The following is a 21,824-nucleotide window of genomic DNA, read 5'->3' as shown; positions in this document are numbered from 1 at the left end:
AAATGAATATCATCATCTTTAATGGTGCGCGTATCGACACGCGCACGTCCACGATGGGGGATCTCTCTTGCGTGCCTTCAGCCGCGCCCGCGCTCTGACCGTCTCCGGTTCCCTCGCCGCCGCCGTCGCCCTCACCGGACTCGCGGCCTCCCCGGCCGCCGCGGCGGCCACGATCGGCAGCGGCCACGTCGATGTCCTCGACGCCGAGTTCGACGGTGGTTTCCACCTGCACGTCCACGACGAGTCGGCCACCCCGGACGTCGAGTACGACCCGGCCGACGTCGTCCTCGACGTCAAGCCGGCCGCCAGGACCACGCGCCCCTCCGGCACCGTTTACGACTTCCTGGGCGCGGCGGGCTCCACCGTGTGGGTGCTGCCGCAGAGCGAGGCCACCGCCACGTCGAGGAACGTCATCTGGCCCGGGATCTCCACCGAACACCTGGCCACAGGTGTCCTCACCAACAACCGCGTGACCTACACCCTGACCGGCGCCCAGTACGACGCCGCGGGCGACGGCACCTACGAGGACAGCACCGCCGAGTTCAGCGTGTACGGGGTCTCCGGCTCGGGCACGGTCACCAAGTACTACGACGGCGGGAACGGCCTCGGCTCCGCCGACGCCCGCAGCTTCGCCGTCGGCGGCCACTTCCACTACAACTGGGCGTTCGAGCAGGCCGGCACCTACCGGCTCACCTTCCGGGTCAGCGGCACCCTGACCTCGAACGGCACCACGCCGTCCCACACCGAGTCGTACGTCTTCACCGTCCGGAACTAGGCGGGGAACCAGGGCGCGGACGGTGAGAGCGACCGATGGGCGACGGCTCCCGCGAGCGGGGGCCGTCGCCACTGTGAGCGCCGTCGCACTGGTCGGCGCGTTCGGCGCCGTGACGGTGGGCGGCGGTGACGCCGGCGCCGCCCCCGCGGCCGCCGTGCTGGACGAGGGGGAGATCGACTTCGCTCCCCGGGTCGTGGACGGGCGGCTCCAACTGCGGATCGAAGACCGCACGGGCCCGGACGGGCCGGTGTGGCGGGAGCCCTCGCGGGTGGTGCTGCACGCCAAGCCGGAGACCGAGTCCACCGTCGAGAGCCCCATGGTGGACGCGGTCGAGATGTTCACGGCCACGCCGGGGGAGCCGATCTGGCTGCTCAACGGGGTGGAGTCCGACCTGCGGTTCGACCTGGACCCCGGGTGGTCCACGGCCGGGCTGCCCGACGGCTCGGGCGGGGGGGCCCAAGTGCGCCTGAAGGGCGTCCAGGGGCCGGGGCAGTTCGCCATGTTCGACTGGGACTACGCCAACGGGGCGGAGGCCGCGGTCCCCTACCTGGTGCAGCGGCTGCCGGAGCACCAGTCGTTCACCCTTCCGCGCACCGGTGCGGACGGGGAACGGTTCGCCCCGATGTGGGGGTTCCTGGCGAAGGGCGTCTACCGGATCACTTTCGAGGTGAGCGCGACCGTCGACGGGACGCCCGGCACGGACACCGAGACGGTGGCGGTCGCCGTGGGCGACGTGGATCCCGGGCAGGTCGCGCCCGGGGACGGGTCCGCGGCCCCGTCGAGCCCGCCCCCGTCGTCCGCCCCGCCCTCCCCGGCCGCGCCGGTGATCGGCGAGGGGCATGTGGACCTGGCGGCCCGCATGCCCGACGGGCGGCTGCGGTTCCAGTTGAAGGAGGGCTCCAGCGCCGACTTCACGGTGCACGAGCCGGAGAAGACGGTCCTGCACGTCAAGTCGCGCGCCAAGCGCAGGCTCGGGGAGGGGCTCGGGTTCATCGGCGAGCCGGGTGACACGGTGTGGGTGCTGCCGCAGGCCCAGGCCAACGGGCTGCTGTGGCTGGGCTTCGGATCCACGGAGCTGGGGAGGACCGAGGTCACCGAGTTGTCGTACGAGCTGTCCGCCCTGCGCGGGCCGGGGCATGTCGCGGTCTACCAGGGGGGATCGACGGGCGGCGTCTTCACCCAGTTCAACAGCGCCGACGGCCTCCCCGACCGGTACCCGTTCGGGGCGAACCGGCACGCCCACGCCACCTGGGTGTTCACCGAGGAGGGCGTGTACCGGATGACGCTCACCGTGCGCGCCACGCTCGCGTCGGGGGAGGAGGTGAGCGACGCCGGGACGGTGGCGGTCGCGGTCGGGGAGGTCGACCCCGCGACGGTCCTCCCGGGTGAGGGCGGCGGCGGGGAGCCGTCCGCCACCCCGACGGCCTCCGCCACCCCGACCGGGTCGGGCGGCCCCGCGCCGCCTCCCCCGAGCAGCGCCGCACCGACCGCCGTGCCCACCCGGACGGGCCCGCCCGGCGCGTCTCCGAGCGGTGGCGCCCCGGCTCCACCGCCCGGATCCGGACCGGCCTCCTCCGGCGGCGCAGGTGGTGCGTCGCCGAACGGCGGCTTGGCCGCCACCGGTACGGGGGCGGCCGTGCCCCTGGCCGCGGGCGCCGCGGCCGTCGCCGTCGGGGTCGCCGCCGTGGTGGCCGCGCGCCGCAGGCGCACCGGCGGCACGACCGGCGCCGTCTGACCCCGCTGCGCGACGGGGCGGTCACACCCCCCGTCCCGCAGCGGCCTCCTCGGAAAGAAGGTTGACCCAGTGACAGACTTCGGGCCAAGGCGCCGACACCGGCGTGGCAGGGCCGCGGTGGGCGCCGCCCTCGCCGGAGCCCTCCTCGCCGCGTGCAGCGGCGGGGCCGGGGACTCCGGCGGCGGCGCGCTGAAGGTGTCCACCACCACCGCGATCCTCGCCGACCTCGTCGAGCAGGTCGGCGGCGACCGGGTCAAGGCGACGCCGATCGTCCCGCACCACGGTGACCCGCACTCCTACGAGCCCAGCCCAGGGGACGCCGCGAGGGTGCACAGGTCGGACATCGTCTTCAGCAACGGGCTGCTGCTCGAGGAGCCCGGGATCATGAAGATGGTCCACCGCAACACCCCTGAGGGCACGCCGAAGGTCGCCCTCAGCGAGACGCTGGAGGAGTACGGCGGCACGGTCATCAAGCTCCGGGAGGACCTTGGGCTCGACGTGCTGTGGCTGGGCTGGGCCGTCGAGGGGGAGGTCGCGGGCGAGGGCTCACAGGTGCGGGTCACCGCGACCGGGCTGAAGGGCCCGGGCGACCTGCACGTGTACCTGACGGACACCCTCGGCAGGCCGAAGAGCTACATCGACTCCGCGGACGGCTTCGGCGCCGAGGACTCCTTCACCCTGCCGCCCGAGGCGCACACCCACGTCAACTGGGCGTTCACCGAACCCGGCACCTACGAGCTGACCGTCAAGGGGGAGACCGAGACCCTCGATGGCCGGCGGGCGGGCGCCGGCACCGGCACCGTCACCTTCGCGGTGGGCGGCACGGGCGACCGGGGCGCGCAGGGCCGCACCCTCCTCGGCACCGGCCACGCCGACGTGACGCTGAACGCCGCGAAGCGCGAGGTGTCCGTGCGCACCGACCACCCGGAGACCGGCGAGCGGGCGTACCACGCGGCCGGCGCCGTCGTGCTGTCCGTGCCCGACAAGGCGAGGGAGGCGGTCCCGAAGGAGGACGCCTACCGCTTCCTCGGCGAGCCCGGCGACGACCTGTGGGTGCTGCCGCAGGCCGTCATCGGCAAGCACGTCCACGGCGAGATGGACCCGCACGCCTGGGAGGACGTCGCCAACGCCGAGGCGTACGTCCGGCGCATCGAGGCCGAGCTCGGCAAGGCGGACCCCGAGGGCCGGGCGACCTACCGGAAGAACGCCGCCGCCTACCTGAAGACGCTCGGCGCCCTCGACCAGGAGGTCGCACGGAAGCTCGCCGCGATTCCCGAGGCCAACCGGAAGCTGATCACCACGCACGACGCCTTCGGCTATCTCGCGGAGGCGTACGGCATGGAGATCGCCGGCTTCGTGGTCCCCGTGCCGAGCCAGGAGCCGAGCGCCGCCGAGGTCAAACGGCTCGGCGAGACCATCCGGGAAAAGCGGGTGCCCGCCGTCTTCCTGGAACCCAACCTGGCCGCCCGCGCCGACGTGCTGCGCCGCGTCGCCGAGGACCAGGGCGTGCGGGTCTGCACGATCTACGGCGACTCCTTCGACGACAAGATCCACGACTACGTCTCGATGATGCGGCACAACGCGAACGAGCTCGCGAAGTGCCTGGCGGGCTGAGGCCCGTGCACCGACAGGAAGGACCGGGGCCGGTGAAGGCCACAGCAGCCACAAGGAGAAGCAGAGGGCTGGCGGCGGGACTGCTCGCCGCGGCCCTGCTGCCGGGGGGCGCCACGGCGATGGCGGCGACCCCCGCGCCACCCCCAAGCGCCCCGGCACCACGGATCGTCCCGGGCGAACCCGGCGCGGCGGCCGTGCCGGTCGTGGAGGTGGACGACACGCACGCCACCGTCGTGCCGCGGGACGAGGCGTACCGCTTCCTCGGGAAGCCGGGCACCTGGTACTGGGAGACGGCCGATGTCCCCTGGGAGGCCGGCGAAGCACAGCGGGCGGGGCGGTCCCCGACCGGAGTGGAGGGCCCCGGGGACGTCGCCGCGTTCGGGCTCGGCGCGGACGGCGAGCCGGTGGTGCGCTTCCACAGCGCCGGGCGGCTCCCCGACCACGGAGACCCGCCGCCCGGCGCCGCCGCCCGCTGGGCGTTCACCGCCCCGGGCACGTACCGGCTGGCCTTCGACGCGGACGGCGAGCGACCGGGTACCGCGACCGTGTACGAGGTACGGGTCGGGGACGCCGCCGTGGCGGGCCCGGCGGGCGGGGACACGACCGCCCCCGCTCCGTCACGGCCCGGCGAGGCGCCCCCGGCGGACGGGGCCGCGCCCGGCACCGGCGACGCCTCCGAGGGAGCAGGGCCCGGAGCGGGCCCGGGGGGCGACGGCGAGCCGTCCGGGGCCGGTCCTCGGACGAACGAGCCGCTCACCCGGGCGCCGGCCGCCGCCGCGGACGGCACCGTCGTGTCGGAGAAGAAGGTCCTGGACGAGGGGCACCTCGACATCGCGGCCCGCGTGGTGGACGGCAGGATGCAGATCCACCTCAAGGACGGCACCGTCCCCGGGGAGACGACGTGGCGGGAGCCCTCCTCGGTGGTGCTGCACGTCAAACCCGCCGCCAGGAACGAGGTCCCGGACAACGAGGACCTCGCCTTCCTCGGGAAGGCCGGGGACCCGGTGTGGCTGCTCGACCAGGTGCAGCAGGACGGGCTGCTGTGGCCCGGCTGGTCCACGGAGAACATCGAGGCGGGCGCGACCACCGGCGGTGTGCGGTTCACGCTGGAGAAGGTCCAGGGGCCCGGCCACGTCGCACTGTTCACCTACGACGGCATCTCCGGGGCGTCGGTGCTGTTCAACAGCGGCGACGGTGTGCCGGACTCCTTCGACGTGCCGCGGAACACCCACGCCCACGGCGGCTGGGCCTTCGGCAAGGAGGGCGTCTTCCGGCTGACGCTCACCATGACGGGCACCCTCCCGGACGGGAGGAAGACCGGCGACACCGAAACGATCGCCTTCGCGGTCGGCGACATGGACCCGAACTCGGTGACGCCGGGCGACGGGTCCGGGTCGGGGGGCGGCTCCGGGTCGGGGTCGGGTGGCGGGTCGGGGTCCGGCTCCGGTTCGGGCTCCTCCGGCACCCCCGGCACCTCCGGCTCCGATTCCGGCACCTCCGGCTCCGGCGGCTCGGCCTCCGGCTCCTCCGGCTCCTCCGGCGGGTCGATGGCCTCGACCGGCGCCGGCGACCCCGTGCCCCTCGGCGCCGCCGCCGCGGGGCTGGCCGCCGCCGGCGCGGGCGTCCTGTGGCTCTCCCGCCGCCGGAGCGGCGGAGGAACACCCGCATGACCGCCACCGCCACCGAGCCCCTGCTCGCCGTGGAGTCCGTCTCCGTCACCCTCGGCGGCCGTCCCGCGCTCCAGGACGCGTCGCTGAGCGTGGAACGCGGCGAGCTGGTCGGCCTGATCGGCCCCAATGGAGCGGGGAAGACCACCCTGCTGCGCGCCGTGCTGGGACTCGTCCCGCTGGCCTCCGGCCGGGTGCGCCGCTCCTCCGGGCACCCGATCGGCTATGTGCCGCAGCGGCACGAGTTCGCGTGGGACTTCCCCATCGACATCGCGGGGGCGGTGATGTCCGGCCGCACCCGCTCCATCGGCTGGCTGCGCCGCACGAGGACCGCCGACCGGCAGGCGGTGGACCGGGCCCTGGAGCTGGCCGGTCTCACCGCGCTGCGCCGCCGGCCCATCGGCGAGCTGTCCGGCGGCCAGCGCCAGCGCGTCCTGGTGGCGCGGGCGCTGGCCGCCGAGCCCGGGCTCCTGATGCTCGACGAGCCGTTCACCGGCGTCGACGCGCCCACCCAGGAGCATCTGAACGAGCTGTTCGGCCACCTGGCCGGGGAGGGCACGGCGCTGCTGATGACCACGCACGACCTGGCGGCGGCGGCCCGCACCTGCCACCGGGTGGTGCTGATCAACCGAACGGTCGTCGCCGAGGGCGGCCCCGGACTGCTGGCCGATCCCGAGCAGATGCTGCGCGCCTTCGGCCTGGACCGGGCGGCGGCGGCCAAGGCGGTGACGGTGTGATCGACTTCCTGCTGGAACCCTGGGACCTCCCGTTCATGCAGCGGGCCTTCGCGGTCGCCGCCCTCACCGGCCTGGTCTGCGGCGTGGTCGGCGTCTTCGTGGTGCTGCGCGGCATGGCCTTCATCGGTGACGCGGTGGCCCACTCCGCGTTCCCCGGGGTGGCACTCGCCTACACCTTCCACGGCAACCTGCTGCTGGGTGGTGCGGCGGCCGGGATCGTCACCGCCGTCGGCATCGCCTTCGTGTCGCAGAACCGCCGCTTGAAGGAGGACACCGTCATCGGCGTCTTCTTCGCGTTCGCCTTCGGGCTCGGCATCGTGCTGGTCTCCACCCGCGACACGTGGACGACCGACCTGTCGTCGTTCCTGTTCGGGCAGGTGCTCGCGGTGAGCTCCGGCGATGTGTGGACCGCCGCGGCGATCGGGGCCGCGCTGGTCGCGGTCGTGCTGGGGCTGCGCAAGGAGCTGGTGGCGGTGAGCCTGGACCGGGAGACGGCGCGCGCCGCCGGGCTGCCGGTCTTCCGGCTCGACCTCACCCTCTACGTCGTCGTGACGGCGACCATCGTGATGTCGCTGGAGGCGGTCGGCAACGTCCTCGTCCTCGCGCTGATGATCACCCCGGCCGCGACGGCGCGGATGCTCACCGAGCGGCTCGGCACCATGACGCTGCTGGCGTCGGCGATCGGCTGCGCGGGCAGCGTGGCCGGCCTGTACGTGAGCTACGGCTACGACCTGGCGGCCGGCGGCTCCATCGTCGTCGTGCTCACCTCGGTGTTCGCCCTGGTATGGCTGCTCGCCCCGCGCCACGGCCTGCTGACCCGGGCGCTGCGCGGCCTGCGCGCGGCGCCCGCCTCCGGGCCCGCGGGGCGGCCCGGGTGACGGCGGGCGGTGCGCGGGCCGGCCTGCTGAGCGTGGTCACCGGCAACACGCCGCGGGCCCGGGGCGGCGTGGTGGACGAACTGGTGCGGGCCTGCCCGCGCGCCGTGGTGCTGTCCGTGTCCGTCCACGGCGAGGGCGAGGGGTACCCGCTGGTGCAGCGCCTGCTGCACGGCGAGGGCCGCCGGCTCCGCGGAGCCGGCGGTCTGGGGGTGGCCGGGGCGCCGGGTGTCGTGTTGCGCCAGGACCTGCTGTGCCTGCGGCGCGGTGCGCACCGGGCGCACGTCGTCCTCGCCCTGCCGGGGGACGTCGACGTGCTCCCGCTCCTGGTCGAGCTGTGGCGGGCCGGGCCCGGCGGCGGCTCGCTGGGGGACCACTACCGGCCGGCCCGCGTCCTGGTGGGGCTGGACCCGGAGGCGTTCCTCGCCGATCTCCGCTCGGTGCGCCGGGCGGTGCGCCCCTGGAACGGGTGGGGCCCCGGAGGGCCGCTGACGCAGGCGGAGGCGGCGGTGCGTCAGGTGGAGGCGGCGGACGCGCTGATCCTCACCCCGGCGGGGGCGGCCGACCCCCGGTGCACGGCCGGGGTCGGCTCACTGGCCGCCCGGCTCAACGGGCACGCCGAGGTGGTGCCGCCCGCCGCGGAGCGCCCCATGCGCACGTGTCCCGGCCCCGGGCCCCGCGGGGGGTACGACGAGTGGCGGGCACGCCTGGAACCCGTCTCCCCGCCGTTGTGCCGGGGCGGCGGCGCGGGCCACGACGCGGAGTCCGTGCTGTGGCGCGCCCGGCGCCCCCTTCACCCCGGACGCCTCGCCGACGCGCTCCCCGTGGTGATGCGCGGGGTGGTGCGCGGCCGCGGCCATCTGTGGCTCACCAGCCGCCCCGACTCCGTCGTCACCTGGCGTTCGGCGGGATCCCACCTGGAGCTGCGGGAAGCGGGCCGCTGGCTGGAGCCCGGTGCGCGCGGCGCCTGGGAGGCCGCGTCGCCGCAGCGGCGCACGCTCGCCTCGTGGTTCTGGGACGACCGCCACGGCGAGCGGCGCAGCGAACTCGTCCTCACCGGTGTCGGCCTGGAGGAGCGGAGCATCCGCGCCGCGCTGGACTCCGCCCTGCTCACGGACGGCGAACTGTCCCTCGGCCGCGAGAGGTGGACGGCCGTGCACGATCCCCTGCTCGGCGGATCCGAGCCCTCGTGACCCGGGCGGCCGCGGCCGCCCGCGGCCTCGCCCGGCCCCCGGGTTCACCGGCGTGCCCGGGACCGGGCCGCCCCCGGCGGGCGGATGAACCGGAGCCGCAGCGCGGCCGGAGGCTCGGCGATGCCCGGCCCGCCGTCGGCCGCCCACCGCAGAATGTCGTCCGTGCAGTCGTCGTCCACGGCGAAGCCGATCCAGGTCGTCCGGCCTCCGCCCAGGCGCCCGGCGGTGGAGGGCTGGACGACGATGACGTTGGCCCGGTCGCAGTGGCCGAGGCAGTCCGTGGTGCGCACCGCGAAGACGCCGCCGGACGCCGCGGCGCCGGCCCGCAGCCGCGCCAACTGCCAGGCGTGGTCGGTGCCGGGGTGCTTGCGCGGGTTGCCGCAGCAGCAGCCCCGGCAGACGACCACGGTGCACGGCTGCCGCCGAGCGGCGCCGACGGCGGTTGTGCGGGGCGAGCGGAGCGGCGGCGGTGTCCGCGGGGTCACAGGGCGGTCCTGGAGGGGGCGTCGTACGCCCGGACGCGGCCGTCGCGGTGGGCGGTGAAGAGCAGGTGCGGTCCGGCCCAGGCCGGCGCCGCGGCCTCCAGCCCCCCGCCGTCCAGGGCGCGGGCCGGACGCAGCCACTGCCCGGGCCGGTCCGCCGTGGCGTGCCACAGCGCCACCGTGCCGTCGGCACCGCCGCCGGCCGGGTGCCCACCGGCGCCCGGCCGCCAGGCCAGGGCCGTGACCGATTCGTGGCAGCGCAGGGAGCGCGGCTCCGTCCCCGCCGGCCCTTTGCCGGAGAAGTCCCACACCGTCACGTCGGGCGCCCCGTCGGCGGCCGGCCACACCCCGGTGTCGTCGAAGGCGAGCCGGGACACCTTCTCCAGGTAGCCGGACATGGTCAGCTCCCCGCCGTCCCGGGTGCGCCAGATGTGGATCGAGGCGTCCTGGTTGCCGCTGCATGTCCACCGGCCGGTGGGCGCGACGGCGAGCGCGAGGTGTGAACCGACGTAACGATACGTCGCCACCGGCTTCGGCCTGTGCCGCTCGTGGCAGCGCACGGACCCGTACGCGGCCACCGCGAGCCGCCTGTCCCGCCGCATCCAGGCGACATCGGTGACGGTCGAAGCGGCGGGCTCCGTGCGCCACAACTCCCCGCCCTCCCCGTCGAGGACGGGGACGCGGCGGCCGGACGCCACGGCGAGGCGCTCGTGGTCCGCCCACGCGGCGGCCGCGGACTAGCCTCCGAACTCCCGCACGATCGCCCGCCCGTCGGCGCGCCGCCACAGCGCGTACCCCATCGGGCCGGTGACCGCCAGGCTCCTCGCGTCCGGGGCGAACACGACGCGCAGCGTCCCGGCGGGCAGCTCGAAGGCGCCCCGCTCGTCCAGGACCCGGACCGCCCCCTCGGCGCCCGCCACGGCCACCAGGCCGCCGCGGGCGCCGAGCGCGACGGGCGCGTCGTCGAGGCCGGTCTCCCAGGCGACGGCGAGGGCGGAGGCGACTGTCGTGCTCAGGCGGCCGCCCCCGCCGTGGCCAGGCACGCCGCGAACCCGCGCTCCAGGGCCTCCCGGTCGAGGTTGCGGCCGATGAGGACGAGCCGGCTGCGCCGTTCCTCGCCGCCCCGCCACTCCCGCCCGGAGGTGCCGTCCAGCAGCATGTGCACGCCCTGGAAGACGTACTGCCGTAGGTCGCCCGTGACGGCGAGGATGCCCTTGCGCAGCAGCTCGCCGAGCCAGGCGTTGAGGCGGTCCTCGTCGAGCTCGCCGTCCAGTTCGATGCCGACCGAGGTGACGGTGGTGTCGTGCTGGTGCTCGGTCTCGGTGAGGATGCCTTTGAGGAGGGGCGTCTTGCCCGAGCCGAGGAAGCCGGTCAGAACGGTGACGGGAACTCGTTCGTCACGGGGTTCCGCTGCGGTGGTCAATGCGGGCTCCGGTGATTTCTGGTCGGGGGGCGGGGGGCAAGGGGTGCGGGTCGCCCGCGGTGTGGCAGTCGGTGCACAGGCCGGTGAGTTCGACGGTGTGCTCCACCGCGGCGTACCCGGTGTCGGCGGCGATCCGTCCGGCCCACTGCTCGACGGCCTCGGCGTCCACCGGCCGGCTGCGGCCGCAGCAGCGGCAGATCAGGTAGTGGCGGTGCCCGTCGGCGGGCCGCAGCCGGTAGAGCCGTCCGCCCGCCTCGTCCCGCACGACGTCCACACCGCCGTCCGCCTCCAGCCCGTGCAGGGCCCGGTAGACGGTGGTCAGTCCGATCGAGTGGGCGCGCTCCACCAGCAGGGCGTGCAGCTCCTGGGCGGACACGAAGTCCTGGCAGCCCGCGAGCACACCCATGACCGCTCTGCGCTGCGGCGTCATCCGGCCGCCCACTGCGGCTCACCTCCGTCAGTGCTCGCTGCGTACCGCGCCCCGCAACCTTGGACGATAATGATACCCATAATCATATGAGTGATGGTTCATGTTTCGCGATGCGCTGCTCCTCCGGCGCCTCCCGGCCGGCTTGGTTTGCATATGCCGGCGATATGCCGCGCTGCTTAGAGTGCGGGTATGTGCGTGCTGATCGTGGAGGACGAACCCTGCCCCGACGGGCCCCCGGCCGGAGGCGATGCCGCCACGCGAACGACTCGGCCAACCACGGCTCATCCCCACGGTGCCCGGCGCCGGCCACCGAATCGCCGCCGGCATGGACACCGCTCACCCGGACAGCACTCATGACCGGACAGCTGAACAGACGCTCGAGGCTCAGCGCCCGACTGAAGCTCACCCTCAGCTACGCGGGATTCCTCTTCCTCACCGGCGCTCTCCTGGTGGCCGTGGTCTGGGTGTTCGCCCTTCGCTGGATACCGAACCACGAACCACCGCCCCCGGGGGAATACAAAGGCGACGTGCTCTTCCTCGGGCCCGACCGCTCCGAACTCCTGCGCGGCGTCGCTCCCGCCACGGCCGCGGCGCTGGCCTTCCTCCTGGTGTTCGGCCTCCTGGGAGGATGGATCCTCGCCGGCCGGATGCTGGCACCACTCACCCTGATCGCGAACGCGGCGCGGACGGCCGCGCACGGATCGCTGTCCCACCGGATCCGCATGACGGGCCCGAAGGACGAGTTCCGCCAACTCGCCGACGTGTTCGACGCCATGCTCGAACAACTCGAATCCCATGTCGCCGAACAGCAGCGGTTCGCCGCGAACGCCTCCCACGAGCTGCGCACCCCGCTGGCGATCTCCAAGACACTCATCGACACCGCCCGCAACGACCCCGCACGGGACCAGGGCGAAGTCCTCGAGCGCCTGCACACGGTCAACAAGCGGGCGATCGACCTCATCGAGGCCCTCCTGCTGCTCAGCCGCGCCGACCGCAGGAGCTTCGTCCGCGAGCCCGTCGACCTCTCCCTGCTCGCCGAGGAGGCCGCCGAGACGCTGCTGCCCTTCGCCGAGAAGCGCGGGATCACGCTCGAGGTCACCGGCGAGAGGACATGGACCGCCGGCTCCGCGGCGCTGCTGCTGCGGATGGTGACCAACCTCGTCCAGAACGCCATCGTGCACAACCTCCCCGCCGGCGGCACCGTGACGGTCCACACCGAGGCGCGGCACGACGTGAGCGTGCTGCGGATCGAGAACACGGGCCATCCGCTGCCACCGGCGCTGCTGCCGACCCTCACCGAACCCTTCCAGCGCGGAACGGAACGCGTACGCACCGACGAGCACGCCGGCGTCGGCCTCGGGCTGGCCATCGTGCACAGCATCGTCCGGGCGCACGACGGAACCCTCGACCTCACTCCCCGCCCCACCGGGGGCCTCCTCGTCACGGTCCGGCTCCCCGGCACGCCCCAGGCATCGCCGGGCGCGCCCCGGGACCGGAAGCTCGCGCGGGTCGCGGGCTGACGTTCGCCGAGGCGGTGCGGGCGAAGCCCGGTGAGGGACCGCGGCGTCCGGCCGGCGGTCGGTCCGGGCGGGCGGCGCCCGTTCCCCTCTTTGTCCCCGGTCGGGAAGAAGTCTAGCGATCTTGTGCAAAAGGGGTTACGCGCCCCGACGAAGGCCGCTAACTTCGCTACAACGAGCCGGCCGGATCGCACGACCGGTTCTCGACGGCGCGACGGCGCGCGCCCGTACTCCCTCGCAGGTCCACTCCGGCCTGCCACCATTCCTCACCCGCGGGAGACATCTGTGCGCACAAGACCGTTCAGACGAAGACTCCTTCGATGGCTCGTACCGGCGGTCGCCTGCGCCGTCGGTGTCGTTCTGCCCGCCACACCGGTGACAGCCGCTCCCGACGCGGCCGCCGCTCCGGAGTTCCAGCAGGTCACGCTGGCCAAGGGAGTGGCCGAGACCGGCGAGCCCATGACGCTCGCGGTACTGCCGGACCGTTCGGTGCTGCACACCTCGCGGGACGGCACCGTCCGCCGCACCGACGCCGCAGGCACCACCAAGGTGGCCGGCAAGCTCGACGTCTACACGCACGACGAGGAGGGACTACAGGGGATCGCGGCGGACCCGGGCTTCGCGACCAACCGGCACGTCTACCTGTACTACGCGCCCAAGCTCGCCACTCCGGGCGGCGACGCCCCCTCGGAGGGTTCGGCCGCGAACTTCGCGCCCTTCGACGGCGTCAACCGGCTGTCCCGCTTCGTGCTCAGGACCGACGGCACCCTCGACCTGGCCAGCGAGAAGCGGATCCTGGACGTGCCGGCGTCCCGGGGCATCTGCTGCCACGTCGGCGGTGACATCGACTTCGACGCGCAGGGCAACCTGTACCTGTCCACCGGCGACGACACCAACCCGTTCGCCTCGGACGGCTTCACCCCGATCGACGAACGCGCCGCACGCAACCCCGCCTACGACGCCCAGCGCTCCGCCGGCAACACCAACGACCTGCGCGGCAAGGTCCTGCGCATCAAGGTGAACGCCGACGGCTCGTACACGATCCCCAGCGGCAACCTGTTCCCGCCCGGCACGGCGAGGACCCGGCCGGAGATCTACGCGATGGGTTTCCGCAACCCCTTCCGGATGAGCGTCGACAAGGCCACCGGCATCGTCCACCTGGGTGACTACGGCCCCGACTCCGGCACCGCCAACCCGGCGCGCGGCCCCGAGGGGCAGGTCGAGTTCGCCCGGATCACCAAGGCCGGCAACCACGGCTGGCCCTACTGCACCGGCAGGAACGACGCCTACGTGGACTACGACTTCGCCACCGGCAGGTCCGGTGCCGCGTTCGACTGCGCCGCCCCGAGGAACACCTCGCCGAACAACACCGGCCTCACCGAGCTGCCGCCCGCCCAGCCCGCGTGGATCCCGTACAGCGGCGGTTCGGTTCCGCAGTTCGGCAGCGGCTCCGAATCCCCCATGGCGGGCCCGGTGTACCGGTACGACGCCTCCTCGACCTCGGAGGTGAAGTTCCCGCAGGAGTACGACGGGGACTTCTTCGCCGGTGAGTTCGGCCGCCGCTGGATCAAGCGCATCGAGTCCGGTGGCGACGGAACGGTCCAGTCCATCAACGCCTTCCCGTGGAGCGGCACGCAGGTGATGGACATGGCGTTCGGACCGGACGGCGCCCTGTACGTCCTGGACTACGGCACCGGGTACTTCAACGGCGACCAGAACTCCGCGCTGTACCGGATCGAGCACGTGACCGGAGGCCGCGCGCCCATGGCCCAGGCCAGGGCGGACGTGACGTCCGGCAGGGCGCCGCTGACCGTGTCGTTCTCCTCGGCGGGCAGCTCCGACCCGGACGGCGACAGCCTCGGCCACTCATGGCGGTTCGGCGACGGCGCGACCTCCACAGCCGCCAACCCCACGCACACCTACCAGGCCAACGGCCAGTACACGGCGACCCTGACGGTGACCGACTCGACCGGCAAGTCGGCCACGGCGTCCGTGCTGATCACGGTGGGCAACACAGCTCCGACGGTGCGGCTCGACCTGCCCGTGGACGGCCGTATCCACGACTTCGGCGCGGCGATCCCCTTCAAGGTGACGGTCACCGACCCCGAGGACGGCACGATCGACTGCTCCGCGGTCAAGGTCAGCTTCATCATCGGCCACGACAGCCACGGCCACCCGCAGACCTCGGCCACCGGCTGCACCGGGACCCTGTACACCCTCGCCGACGGTGAGCACGACCCCAACGCCAACGTCTTCGGGGTGGTCGACGCCGAGTACACCGACAAGGGAGCGAACGGGCAGCCCGCGCTGACCACCCGCGACCAGCACATCACCCAGCCCAGTCACCGGCAGGCCGAGCACTACGGCAACGCGTCCGGTGTCCAGGTCGTCAGCCACGCCCCGGCGCACGGCGGCAGGACCGTGGGGCACATCGAATCCGGCGACTGGATCTCGTTCGCACCGTACGCGTTGGACAACGCGACCGGGTTCACCGCCCGCGTCTCCTCCGCGGGCACGGGAGGCACGATCGAGGTGCGCGCCGGATCGGCCACCGGCACCCTGCTGGGCTCCGTCGCGGTGCCGGTGACCGGCGGCTGGGAGACCTTCCAGGAGGTCACCGGATCCCTCGCCGGCCAGCCCGCCGGCACGACCACGCTGTACCTGGTGTTCAAGGGCGGGGCCGGGTCCCTGTTCGACGTCGACGAGTTCTCCTTCGCCACCTCGGCACGCTCGGGCGCGGTGAAAGGCGTCAACGACAAGTGCCTCGACGTGAACGGCGGCCAGAACGCCGACGGGACGAAGATCCAGTTGTGGACCTGCAACGGCAGCGGCGCCCAGAACTGGACCGTCGGCGCCGCCGGCACCACCGGCACCTTCACGGCCCTGGGCAAGTGCCTCGACGTCTCCGGCGGAGGCAGCGCCGACGGCACGGTGGTCCAGCTCTGGACCTGCAACGGTTCCGGCGCGCAGAAGTGGGCACCCCAACCCGACGGCACCGTCCGCAACCCGCAGTCCGGCAAGTGCCTCGACGCGTCCGGCGGCACCTGGAACGACGGAACCCAGGTCCACCTGTGGACCTGCCACACCGGATCCAACCAGAAATGGACCCTGCCGTGAGCGAAAGAGGAGGTGAAACGCGCATGCGCAACCGATTCCGAGCGGGCCTGCTGCTGCTCGCCGCGGCCGTGCTGGCCGCGGCGCCGCAGGCGACCGCCCAGCCCGCCGACCAGCCCACCGACCCCGGATCGGCTCGGCGGGCGCCGGCGGCGGTGGCCGCGGACCCCGCCTACAAGATCCTCGTCTTCTCCAAGACGGCCGGCTTCCGGCACTCGTCCATCGACGACGGCATCGCCGCACTGCGTGGTCTCGGCGCGGCCAACAACTTCACAGTGGACGCCACCGAGGACGCGGCGGCCTTCACCGGCGGCAACCTCGCCCAGTACCGGGCCGTCGTCTTCCTCTCCACCACCGGGGACGTGCTGAACGGCACCCAGCAGACCGCCTTCGAGCAGTACATCAAGGGCGGCGGGGGCTACGTCGGCATCCACGCCGCGGCGGACACCGAGTACGACTGGGCCTTCTACGAGGGACTGGCCGGGGCCCTGTTCCACTCGCATCCCGCCATCCAGCCCGCCACCGTCGAGGTGGAGGACCGCGCGCACGACGCCACCGCCCACCTGGGCGGCGCCTGGCAGCGCACCGACGAGTGGTACAACTACCGCACCAACCCCCGCACCACGGCCCACGTCCTGGCCTCGCTCGACGAGTCCAGCTACAGCGGGGGCTCCATGTCCGGGGACCACCCGATCAGTTGGTGCAAGGACTACCAGGGCGGCCGCGCCTTCTACACCGGCGGCGGCCACACCGACGAGTCGTACGGCGAGCCGGCCTTCCGCAGGCACCTGCTGGGCGGCATCCGGTGGGCCGCGGGCATGACCGAAGCCGACTGCCGGCCCGAGACGGGCTACCGGCCGCTCTTCGACGGCTCCGGCACGACCGGCTGGAAGCAGGCGGGCCCGGGCGGGTTCACCCTCGCCGACGGCACCCTCACCTCGCACGGGGGGATGGGCATGCTCTGGTACTCGGCCAAGGAGTTCACCGGGGACTACTCCCTCAAGCTCGACTGGAGGTTGTCCGGCGACGACAACTCCGGTGTCTTCGTGGGCTTCCCGGCCTCCGACGACCCGTGGTCGGCGGTCGACAACGGCTACGAGATCCAGATCGACGCCACGGACGCGCCCGAGCGCACCACCGGAGCCGTCTACGGGTACAGGTCCGCCGACATCGCCGTCCGCGACGCCGCGCTCAACCCGCCGGGTGAGTGGAACACCTACGAGATCCGCGTCACGGGCGAGCGCCTGGAGGTCTTCCTCAACGGCCGGAGGATCAACGACTTCACCAACACCGACCCGGCGCGCAGCCTCGCACAGGGGCACATCGGCATCCAGAACCACGGTGACGGCGACGACGTGGCCTTCCGCAACATCCGGATCAAGGAATCGGGCTCCGCGCCCGGTCCCCGCTCGGGTGCGGTGAAGGGCGTCAACGGCAAGTGCCTAGACGTGGACGGCGGCCGGAGCGCCGACGGGACGAAGATCCAGTTGTGGAGCTGCAACGGCACCGGCGCCCAGAACTGGACCGTCGGCACCAACGGCACCCTCGCGGCCCTGGGCAAGTGCCTCGACGTCTCCGGCGGAGGCAGCGCCGACGGGACCAGGATCCAGTTGTGGACCTGCAACGGTTCCGGCGCGCAGAAGTGGGCGCCCCAACCCGACGGGACCGTCCGCAACCCGCAGTCCGGCAAGTGCCTCGACGCGTCCGGCGGCACCTGGAACGACGGAACCCCGGTCCACCTGTGGACCTGCCACACCGGGCCCAACCAGAAGTGGACCCTGCCCTAGCGACCCCCGCGACAGCACAGCGCGCCGAGCGGGGGCCGGGAGCACTCCCGGCCCCCGCCGCTGGGGTCTGGGGACCGTCAGCGATGCGGGCGGCGGGAAGGCGGCGCGGTGCAGGGGGCGGGCCATGTCCGAGACCTGTCGACAGCCCCTCACCCGGGAGCGAGCGCCTTCGCCATGACCAATTCCCTGCGCACACCGTCCGGCAGCAGGCCGCCCGGCTCCCCGGTGTCCTTGAAGCCGTGACGTTCATAGAGCGCGACAGCCGCGCGATTGTCCGGCATCACCGACAACCGCAAGGTTCTCGCATTCCTCTCTACGGCCCACCGCGCGATTTCTCCGATCAAAAGGTCTCCCACCCCCTGACCTCGAGCCGTGGGGCTGACCCACATCGAGATCAACTCCACGGTTTCCGGCCGCTCGGCCGGTACGCCGCTGACCATCCCGACCGGCCCGCTCGCGCGGACCGCGACGACATTGCGGGACCCGGGAATTCCCAAGCGGTCTCTCCAGCGTTCCTCCCGGTCGCCCGGCCCCTGCCACTGCGCCGAAGTCGAGCCGAAGGCATACGGCGCCTCGGCGAGCGCGGCCAGCCGTAGCTCGCGCCACACCGGCCAGTCATCGGGCTTCAGGGAAATCAGTTCGACCATGGTGTGACAATGCTCCCGGGCGGGAGTCGTCCGCAACCAGGATTGGGCGCGGGTACGGGGAGGATCCGATCCTTCCGTTACCCGGCCGGACGGCGCCGCGCGCCCGCCGCCACGTCAGGGCCCGCGGGGTCAGCCGGCTGCCGCCCGGCCGGTGGGCGGTGCGTCCAGGCACCCGGCGATCCGCGGGGAGAGGATCGGGGTGCTGATCCCGATGACGACGATCTCGTTGCCGCATCGCTGGAGGGGCGGGTACGGCACGGCGGCCACCGCGACGAGAAGGGGCACGACGGTGACGCGGGCCAGGGCGGGGATGTCCACCCCGGGTCCAACGAACCGGGCCGGGCACGGGCACGCCCACCGCCGGCGCAACGGCGCAACGGCGCAACGGACGCGGGCAGACGGACTCCGACACGTGAGACGCCCGGGGCCCGGCCGCCACCCCACCGGGGTGGCGGCCGGGCCCCGGGGGGTCAGCGCAGGATCCGGGTGCGGAGCGACGGCGAGGCGAGGATGTCCCGCTCGGTGAACCGCTCGGAGACCCAGGTGCCCTGGGAGAACAGCCTGGTCTGGTCGGCGTGGTGCGGGGAGGTGGGGTCGCTCGACTGGGAGTAGGTCAGCAGGGTGGAGGTCCGGGGGGCACCCCGGGCGGGGAACTCGACCACCTGGATGAAGCTGGACCCCTCGACGACCTCGGTGTTGCCCCGGGCCGGGTCCCAGACCGGGGAGAGCACGTTGAGCACGCCGAGTTCGTGCGGGGCGCCGTGCACCGGGATCCGCCGGTCGTTCCTGGTCACCGTCTGGTGGTCGGCCAGCGGGGCGTCCAGGGGGATGCCGGCGGCGGTCAGCTCGGCGGCGGCGTCCCCGAACGCCTGCCGCACCTCCGGGCGCTCCACCGCCAGGGTGTTCGGGGTGCGGACGGGGTCCCGGGGGTCGAACGGCGTGCGCCACGGGCCGCCGGGTATCCGCGCGAGCCGCTGGGCGAAGCGGGCGAACAGCAGGGAGCCGCGGCTGTCCAGGTCGTAGCGGCCGTCCCAGGCGGCCAGCGCCGCGCAGCCCCGGGAGACGTCCACGGGTCCGGTGCCGGACGGGGCGCCGTCCGCGGACAGCTCCGCGCACATCGCGGCCGTGTCCGCGGCGGCCAGCTCGGCGACCCTGCTGTGGTCGTCGAACAGCGTGCGCCGCATGGTCGCGCCCGAGAACCCCCGGCCGGGCAGGCCGTCGGTGCCGGCGAGCCTGCGCTGCACGGAGACCAGGGCCTCCTGGGTGCGGGCCGTGCGCGGGGTGCCGACGTCGCCGAGGCCGCGGGGGTAGTCCGTCAGCGGCGCCCGCGGGTTGGTCAGCCAGGGGCTGTCGTTGGCGTTGAGCACATAGTCGGCGCGGCTCAGCCGGGGCATGCGGCCGGGGCCGAACAGCCCGGGCTCGACGGCGTCGCGGTCGGTCCCCCAGGCGCACTCGCCGCGGCCGCCGTCCAGCACGGACACGCCGCTGAGCGCGAAGAGGTGGGAGCCCAGGGGGGTGCTGCACCGGGCGGCCAGCTCGTCGGTGACATGGGGCACCACCTGGATGTCGGCGTACAGGGCCCGGCCCCGGCGGTCGGTGGCCACGGTGTTCACCCACGGCAGGCCCTGGGCCCGCGCCGCGGCCTCGGCGACGTCGTCGGTGCTCTCGGCCCGGGCCATGTCGAGCCAGGTGTTCAGCGCCCGCAGATTGGTGGCGTTGGCGTCGCGCAGGGCGTACGCGGTGGCGCCCCAGGGCAGCGGGGTGCCGCCGGGCCCGGAGCCGACCACCGGGCCGTACCGGGTGGACCACAGGGTCCGCCGCACGGTGCCGATCGTTCCGTCGTCGCGGCGGACGGCCACGCTCACCGGATGGGCGGTCATGGCCTCCGGCTCGCCGTCCACCAGGTACGTGGTGGGTGAGCCCGGCACCAGGGGCACCTCGTACAGCCCGAAGGTGGCGGCGGTGGAGATGGTGTGGCTCCAGGCCACGTCCTCGTTGTGCCCGATGAGGACCATGGGCAGGCCGAGCAGGCCGGCGCCGGAGACGTTCATCCGGCCGGGGACCGTCAGGTGGCTCTGCCAGAAGCGCAGGGGCCCCTGCCAGTGGAAGTGGGGGTTGCCGAGCAGCACGCTCCGGGAGGACGTGGTGCCCTCGGCGCCGACGCCGATGGCGTTGCTGCCGAGCCCGGTCCCGCCGTTCGAGCCCCGCACGGCCGCGGCGATGCGGGCCGCCGCGTCCCGGTCCGCCGCCGACCGGGGGGCCGTGGTGGACGCCGGCGGCCGGGCGCCGACGATCCCGTCCATCATCAGGCCGCTGCCGGCGACCGTGCTCGTCGCGTGCAGATGGCGGAAGACGTCCAGCTCGGTGATGGGCCGCACCCACGCCTTGCCGCGGCACGCGGGATCGCCGATCCGGTCGACCCCGGTCTCGCGCAGATAGCGGTTGTACCCGTCGGCGTAGCCGCGGACCAGTCGGGTGACCTCCGGCCGGGGGCCGGTCGGGGGCGCCTGCCGGGCCAGGCGCTCCACCACGCCGCTGTCCTTGACGCGCTGGAAGTACAGGTCGCTGGTGAGGCTGTCGCGCGCCACGCCGAGCCCCCGGCCGGCGGGCGCGTCGGCGCCGAGGTACCGGGATCGCTGGGCGTCGACCGTCAGATAGGTCTCGGCGAGCACGCACAGGTTGTCCCGGGCGGCGGCGTAGCCGTACCCGTAGCCGAGGTCCTCGAAGTTCGACGCCGTGATGTGCGGGACGCCGTACTCCGTGTACTGGATGACGCTGCGCACGTGCGGCCGCGCCGGGGCGGCGGACGCCGGGACGACGAGTCCGCCCAGCGCGAGGCCGGCCACCGCCAGGGTGGCGGCCTTGCGGCGCGCGGGGGTGCCGGGCCGGCCGCGGAGCCGGGTGCGGAGCCTGCGGAGAAGACGTGTCATGGGCTGGGTGTGCTCGCTTTCAGTCGATGAGCCCGCGTCGCATGGCGCGGACGGCCAGGTGCCAGGACAGGGCCGTGAAGGCGGCCAGCGCGGCCGCGTGGAACAGGTCGGTGGCGTCCAGCGCGCCGAAGGCGCTGTGCCGCACCAGTTCGGTGCAGTGGTAGACGGGGTTGGCGGCGGCGCCGGCCCGGGCCCAGCCGGGCAGGTCGTCCACGGGGAAGAAGACCCCGGCGGCCATCACCAGCGGGGTCAGCACCCCGGACACGACCAGGCGGAGCCAGTCCATGCCCGGCACCAGGCAGGAGACCCACATCCCGATCAACGCGAACCCGGCCCCGGCCAGCAGCGCGATCACGGGGACCAGCAGGAGCCCGGGGGTCGGCGGCAGTCCGACGGCCAGCGTGACGGCCAGCGGCGCGCACGCGTACACCGAGGACTTCACCGCGATCCAGCTCGCCTCGGCGGTCACCAGCTCCCACACGTCCACCGGCTGGCTGAGGATCGCGTCGTACACCCGCTGGTGGCGCCGCCGGTTGAAGGTCTCGAACATGCCGGTGAACACGGAGGCGAACAGCACCGAGGTGACCACCATGCCGAGCCCGACGAACTGCGGGTAGGGGTGGCCCTGCACCGAGTCGACCAGAGTGCCGAAGCCGAGGCCGAAACCGGCCATGTAGACCAGCGGCTCCACCAGGGAGCCGAAGGTGACGGCGAGCCAGTACCGCCGGAACAGCAGCAGCTCGCGCGTCCAGACGGCGCGCACCACCGGCCACAGGGCGGCGGGCGGCTCCCCGGGGTCCCGGGGCCGGTCCCCGGTGCCGGGGCGGGCGGGCGGCGCCGTGCCGTGCCGGGGCGCGGCGGCGTCCATGGGTCGGGTCATCGTCCACGTCCTTCGGCG

General features: G+C 73.8%; 19 protein-coding genes. 10 read left to right on the top strand and 9 right to left on the bottom strand.

What is annotated here, in order from left to right; all coding sequences use genetic code 11:
- The first annotated feature begins 67 nt into the window (after nt 1-67).
- The 7 genes from ACYVO2_RS31935 (at nt 68) to ACYVO2_RS31905 (ending at nt 8,596) form a co-directional block, all read left to right on the top strand.
- Complete coding sequence (locus tag ACYVO2_RS31935; protein ID WP_461011565.1) at nt 68-775, top strand: choice-of-anchor M domain-containing protein; 708 nt, start codon at nt 68-70, stop codon at nt 773-775.
- Between the two features lie 73 nt (nt 776-848).
- Nucleotides 849-2,510, top strand: coding sequence for a choice-of-anchor M domain-containing protein (locus ACYVO2_RS31930; protein WP_461011564.1), 1,662 nt, complete (start codon nt 849-851; stop codon nt 2,508-2,510).
- A 117-nt stretch (nt 2,511-2,627) separates the two neighbouring features.
- Entirely contained in the window at nt 2,628-4,124 is a 1,497-nt protein-coding gene (locus ACYVO2_RS31925; RefSeq protein ID WP_461011563.1) for an anchored repeat ABC transporter, substrate-binding protein, read from the top strand.
- A gap of 32 nt (nt 4,125-4,156) precedes the next feature.
- On the top strand, nt 4,157-5,794 hold the full coding sequence (locus ACYVO2_RS31920) for a TIGR03773 family transporter-associated surface protein (protein WP_461011562.1): 1,638 nt from the start codon (nt 4,157-4,159) through the stop codon (nt 5,792-5,794).
- Nucleotides 5,791-6,528 carry an anchored repeat-type ABC transporter ATP-binding subunit gene (locus ACYVO2_RS31915; RefSeq protein WP_461011561.1) on the top strand — a complete coding sequence of 246 codons (738 nt, stop codon included), beginning with the start codon at nt 5,791-5,793 and terminating at the stop codon, nt 6,526-6,528. Before ACYVO2_RS31920 ends, ACYVO2_RS31915 begins: the two co-directional genes overlap by 4 nt.
- Nucleotides 6,525-7,406, top strand: a complete 882-nt coding sequence (locus ACYVO2_RS31910) for an anchored repeat-type ABC transporter permease subunit (RefSeq protein ID WP_461011560.1) — start codon at nt 6,525-6,527, stop codon at nt 7,404-7,406. Before ACYVO2_RS31915 ends, ACYVO2_RS31910 begins: the two co-directional genes overlap by 4 nt.
- Complete coding sequence (locus ACYVO2_RS31905; protein ID WP_461011559.1) at nt 7,403-8,596, top strand: GTP-binding protein; 1,194 nt, start codon at nt 7,403-7,405, stop codon at nt 8,594-8,596. The genes ACYVO2_RS31910 and ACYVO2_RS31905 overlap by 4 nt, the downstream gene beginning before the upstream one ends.
- Nucleotides 8,597-8,640: 44 nt before the next feature.
- Here the strand turns inward: ACYVO2_RS31905 and ACYVO2_RS31900 are convergent, their stop codons facing one another.
- Genes ACYVO2_RS31900 through ACYVO2_RS31880 form a run of 5 tightly spaced genes read right to left on the bottom strand, consistent with a single transcriptional unit; the run spans nt 8,641 to nt 10,907 of the window.
- Complete coding sequence (locus tag ACYVO2_RS31900) at nt 8,641-9,081, bottom strand: (2Fe-2S) ferredoxin domain-containing protein (protein ID WP_461011558.1); 441 nt, start codon at nt 9,079-9,081, stop codon at nt 8,641-8,643.
- Nucleotides 9,078-9,776, bottom strand: coding sequence for a WD40 repeat domain-containing protein (locus ACYVO2_RS31895; protein WP_461011557.1), 699 nt, complete (start codon nt 9,774-9,776; stop codon nt 9,078-9,080). Before ACYVO2_RS31895 ends, ACYVO2_RS31900 begins: the two co-directional genes overlap by 4 nt.
- Before the next feature lie 39 nt (nt 9,777-9,815).
- The gene (locus ACYVO2_RS31890) at nt 9,816-10,121 is read right to left on the bottom strand and encodes a hypothetical protein (protein ID WP_461011556.1); all 306 of its coding nucleotides are present in this window, start codon (nt 10,119-10,121) and stop codon (nt 9,816-9,818) included.
- Nucleotides 10,091-10,501, bottom strand: coding sequence for a CobW C-terminal domain-containing protein (locus tag ACYVO2_RS31885; protein WP_461011555.1), 411 nt, complete (start codon nt 10,499-10,501; stop codon nt 10,091-10,093). The genes ACYVO2_RS31890 and ACYVO2_RS31885 overlap by 31 nt, the downstream gene beginning before the upstream one ends.
- Complete coding sequence (locus tag ACYVO2_RS31880; protein WP_461011554.1) at nt 10,476-10,907, bottom strand: Fur family transcriptional regulator; 432 nt, start codon at nt 10,905-10,907, stop codon at nt 10,476-10,478. Before ACYVO2_RS31880 ends, ACYVO2_RS31885 begins: the two co-directional genes overlap by 26 nt.
- 389 nt (nt 10,908-11,296) lie before the next feature.
- On the opposite strand from ACYVO2_RS31880, the gene ACYVO2_RS31875 reads away from it, so the two are divergent.
- The 3 genes from ACYVO2_RS31875 to ACYVO2_RS31865 all read left to right on the top strand — a co-directional run bounded on the left by ACYVO2_RS31875 (nt 11,297) and on the right by ACYVO2_RS31865 (nt 17,349).
- Nucleotides 11,297-12,451, top strand: a complete 1,155-nt coding sequence (locus ACYVO2_RS31875) for a sensor histidine kinase (protein WP_461011573.1) — start codon at nt 11,297-11,299, stop codon at nt 12,449-12,451.
- Nucleotides 12,452-12,733: 282 nt separating this feature from the next.
- On the top strand, nt 12,734-15,565 hold the full coding sequence (locus ACYVO2_RS31870; protein ID WP_461011553.1) for a PQQ-dependent sugar dehydrogenase: 2,832 nt from the start codon (nt 12,734-12,736) through the stop codon (nt 15,563-15,565).
- 23 nt (nt 15,566-15,588) lie between these two features.
- Entirely contained in the window at nt 15,589-17,349 is a 1,761-nt protein-coding gene (locus ACYVO2_RS31865) for a ThuA domain-containing protein (RefSeq protein WP_461011552.1), read from the top strand.
- 149 nt (nt 17,350-17,498) lie between these two features.
- On the opposite strand, the gene ACYVO2_RS31860 is transcribed toward ACYVO2_RS31865, so the two are convergent.
- The 4 genes from ACYVO2_RS31860 to ACYVO2_RS31845 all read right to left on the bottom strand — a co-directional run bounded on the left by ACYVO2_RS31860 (nt 17,499) and on the right by ACYVO2_RS31845 (nt 21,806).
- Nucleotides 17,499-17,996 carry a GNAT family N-acetyltransferase gene (locus ACYVO2_RS31860; protein ID WP_461011551.1) on the bottom strand — a complete coding sequence of 166 codons (498 nt, stop codon included), beginning with the start codon at nt 17,994-17,996 and terminating at the stop codon, nt 17,499-17,501.
- 129 nt (nt 17,997-18,125) lie between these two features.
- The gene (locus tag ACYVO2_RS31855; protein WP_461011550.1) at nt 18,126-18,314 is read right to left on the bottom strand and encodes a hypothetical protein; all 189 of its coding nucleotides are present in this window, start codon (nt 18,312-18,314) and stop codon (nt 18,126-18,128) included.
- A 152-nt stretch (nt 18,315-18,466) separates the two neighbouring features.
- Nucleotides 18,467-20,926 (bottom strand): penicillin acylase family protein, encoded by a 2,460-nt coding sequence (locus tag ACYVO2_RS31850; protein WP_461011549.1) that lies wholly within the window; start codon nt 20,924-20,926, stop codon nt 18,467-18,469.
- 19 nt (nt 20,927-20,945) lie between these two features.
- On the bottom strand, nt 20,946-21,806 hold the full coding sequence (locus ACYVO2_RS31845; protein ID WP_461011548.1) for an ABC transporter permease: 861 nt from the start codon (nt 21,804-21,806) through the stop codon (nt 20,946-20,948).
- Nucleotides 21,807-21,824: the final 18 nt, after the last annotated feature.

The organism is Streptomyces capparidis, from assembly GCF_054782095.1.
Note: the sequence above shows the minus strand (reverse complement) of the source record. Positions and strands in the feature narration are given on the sequence as shown.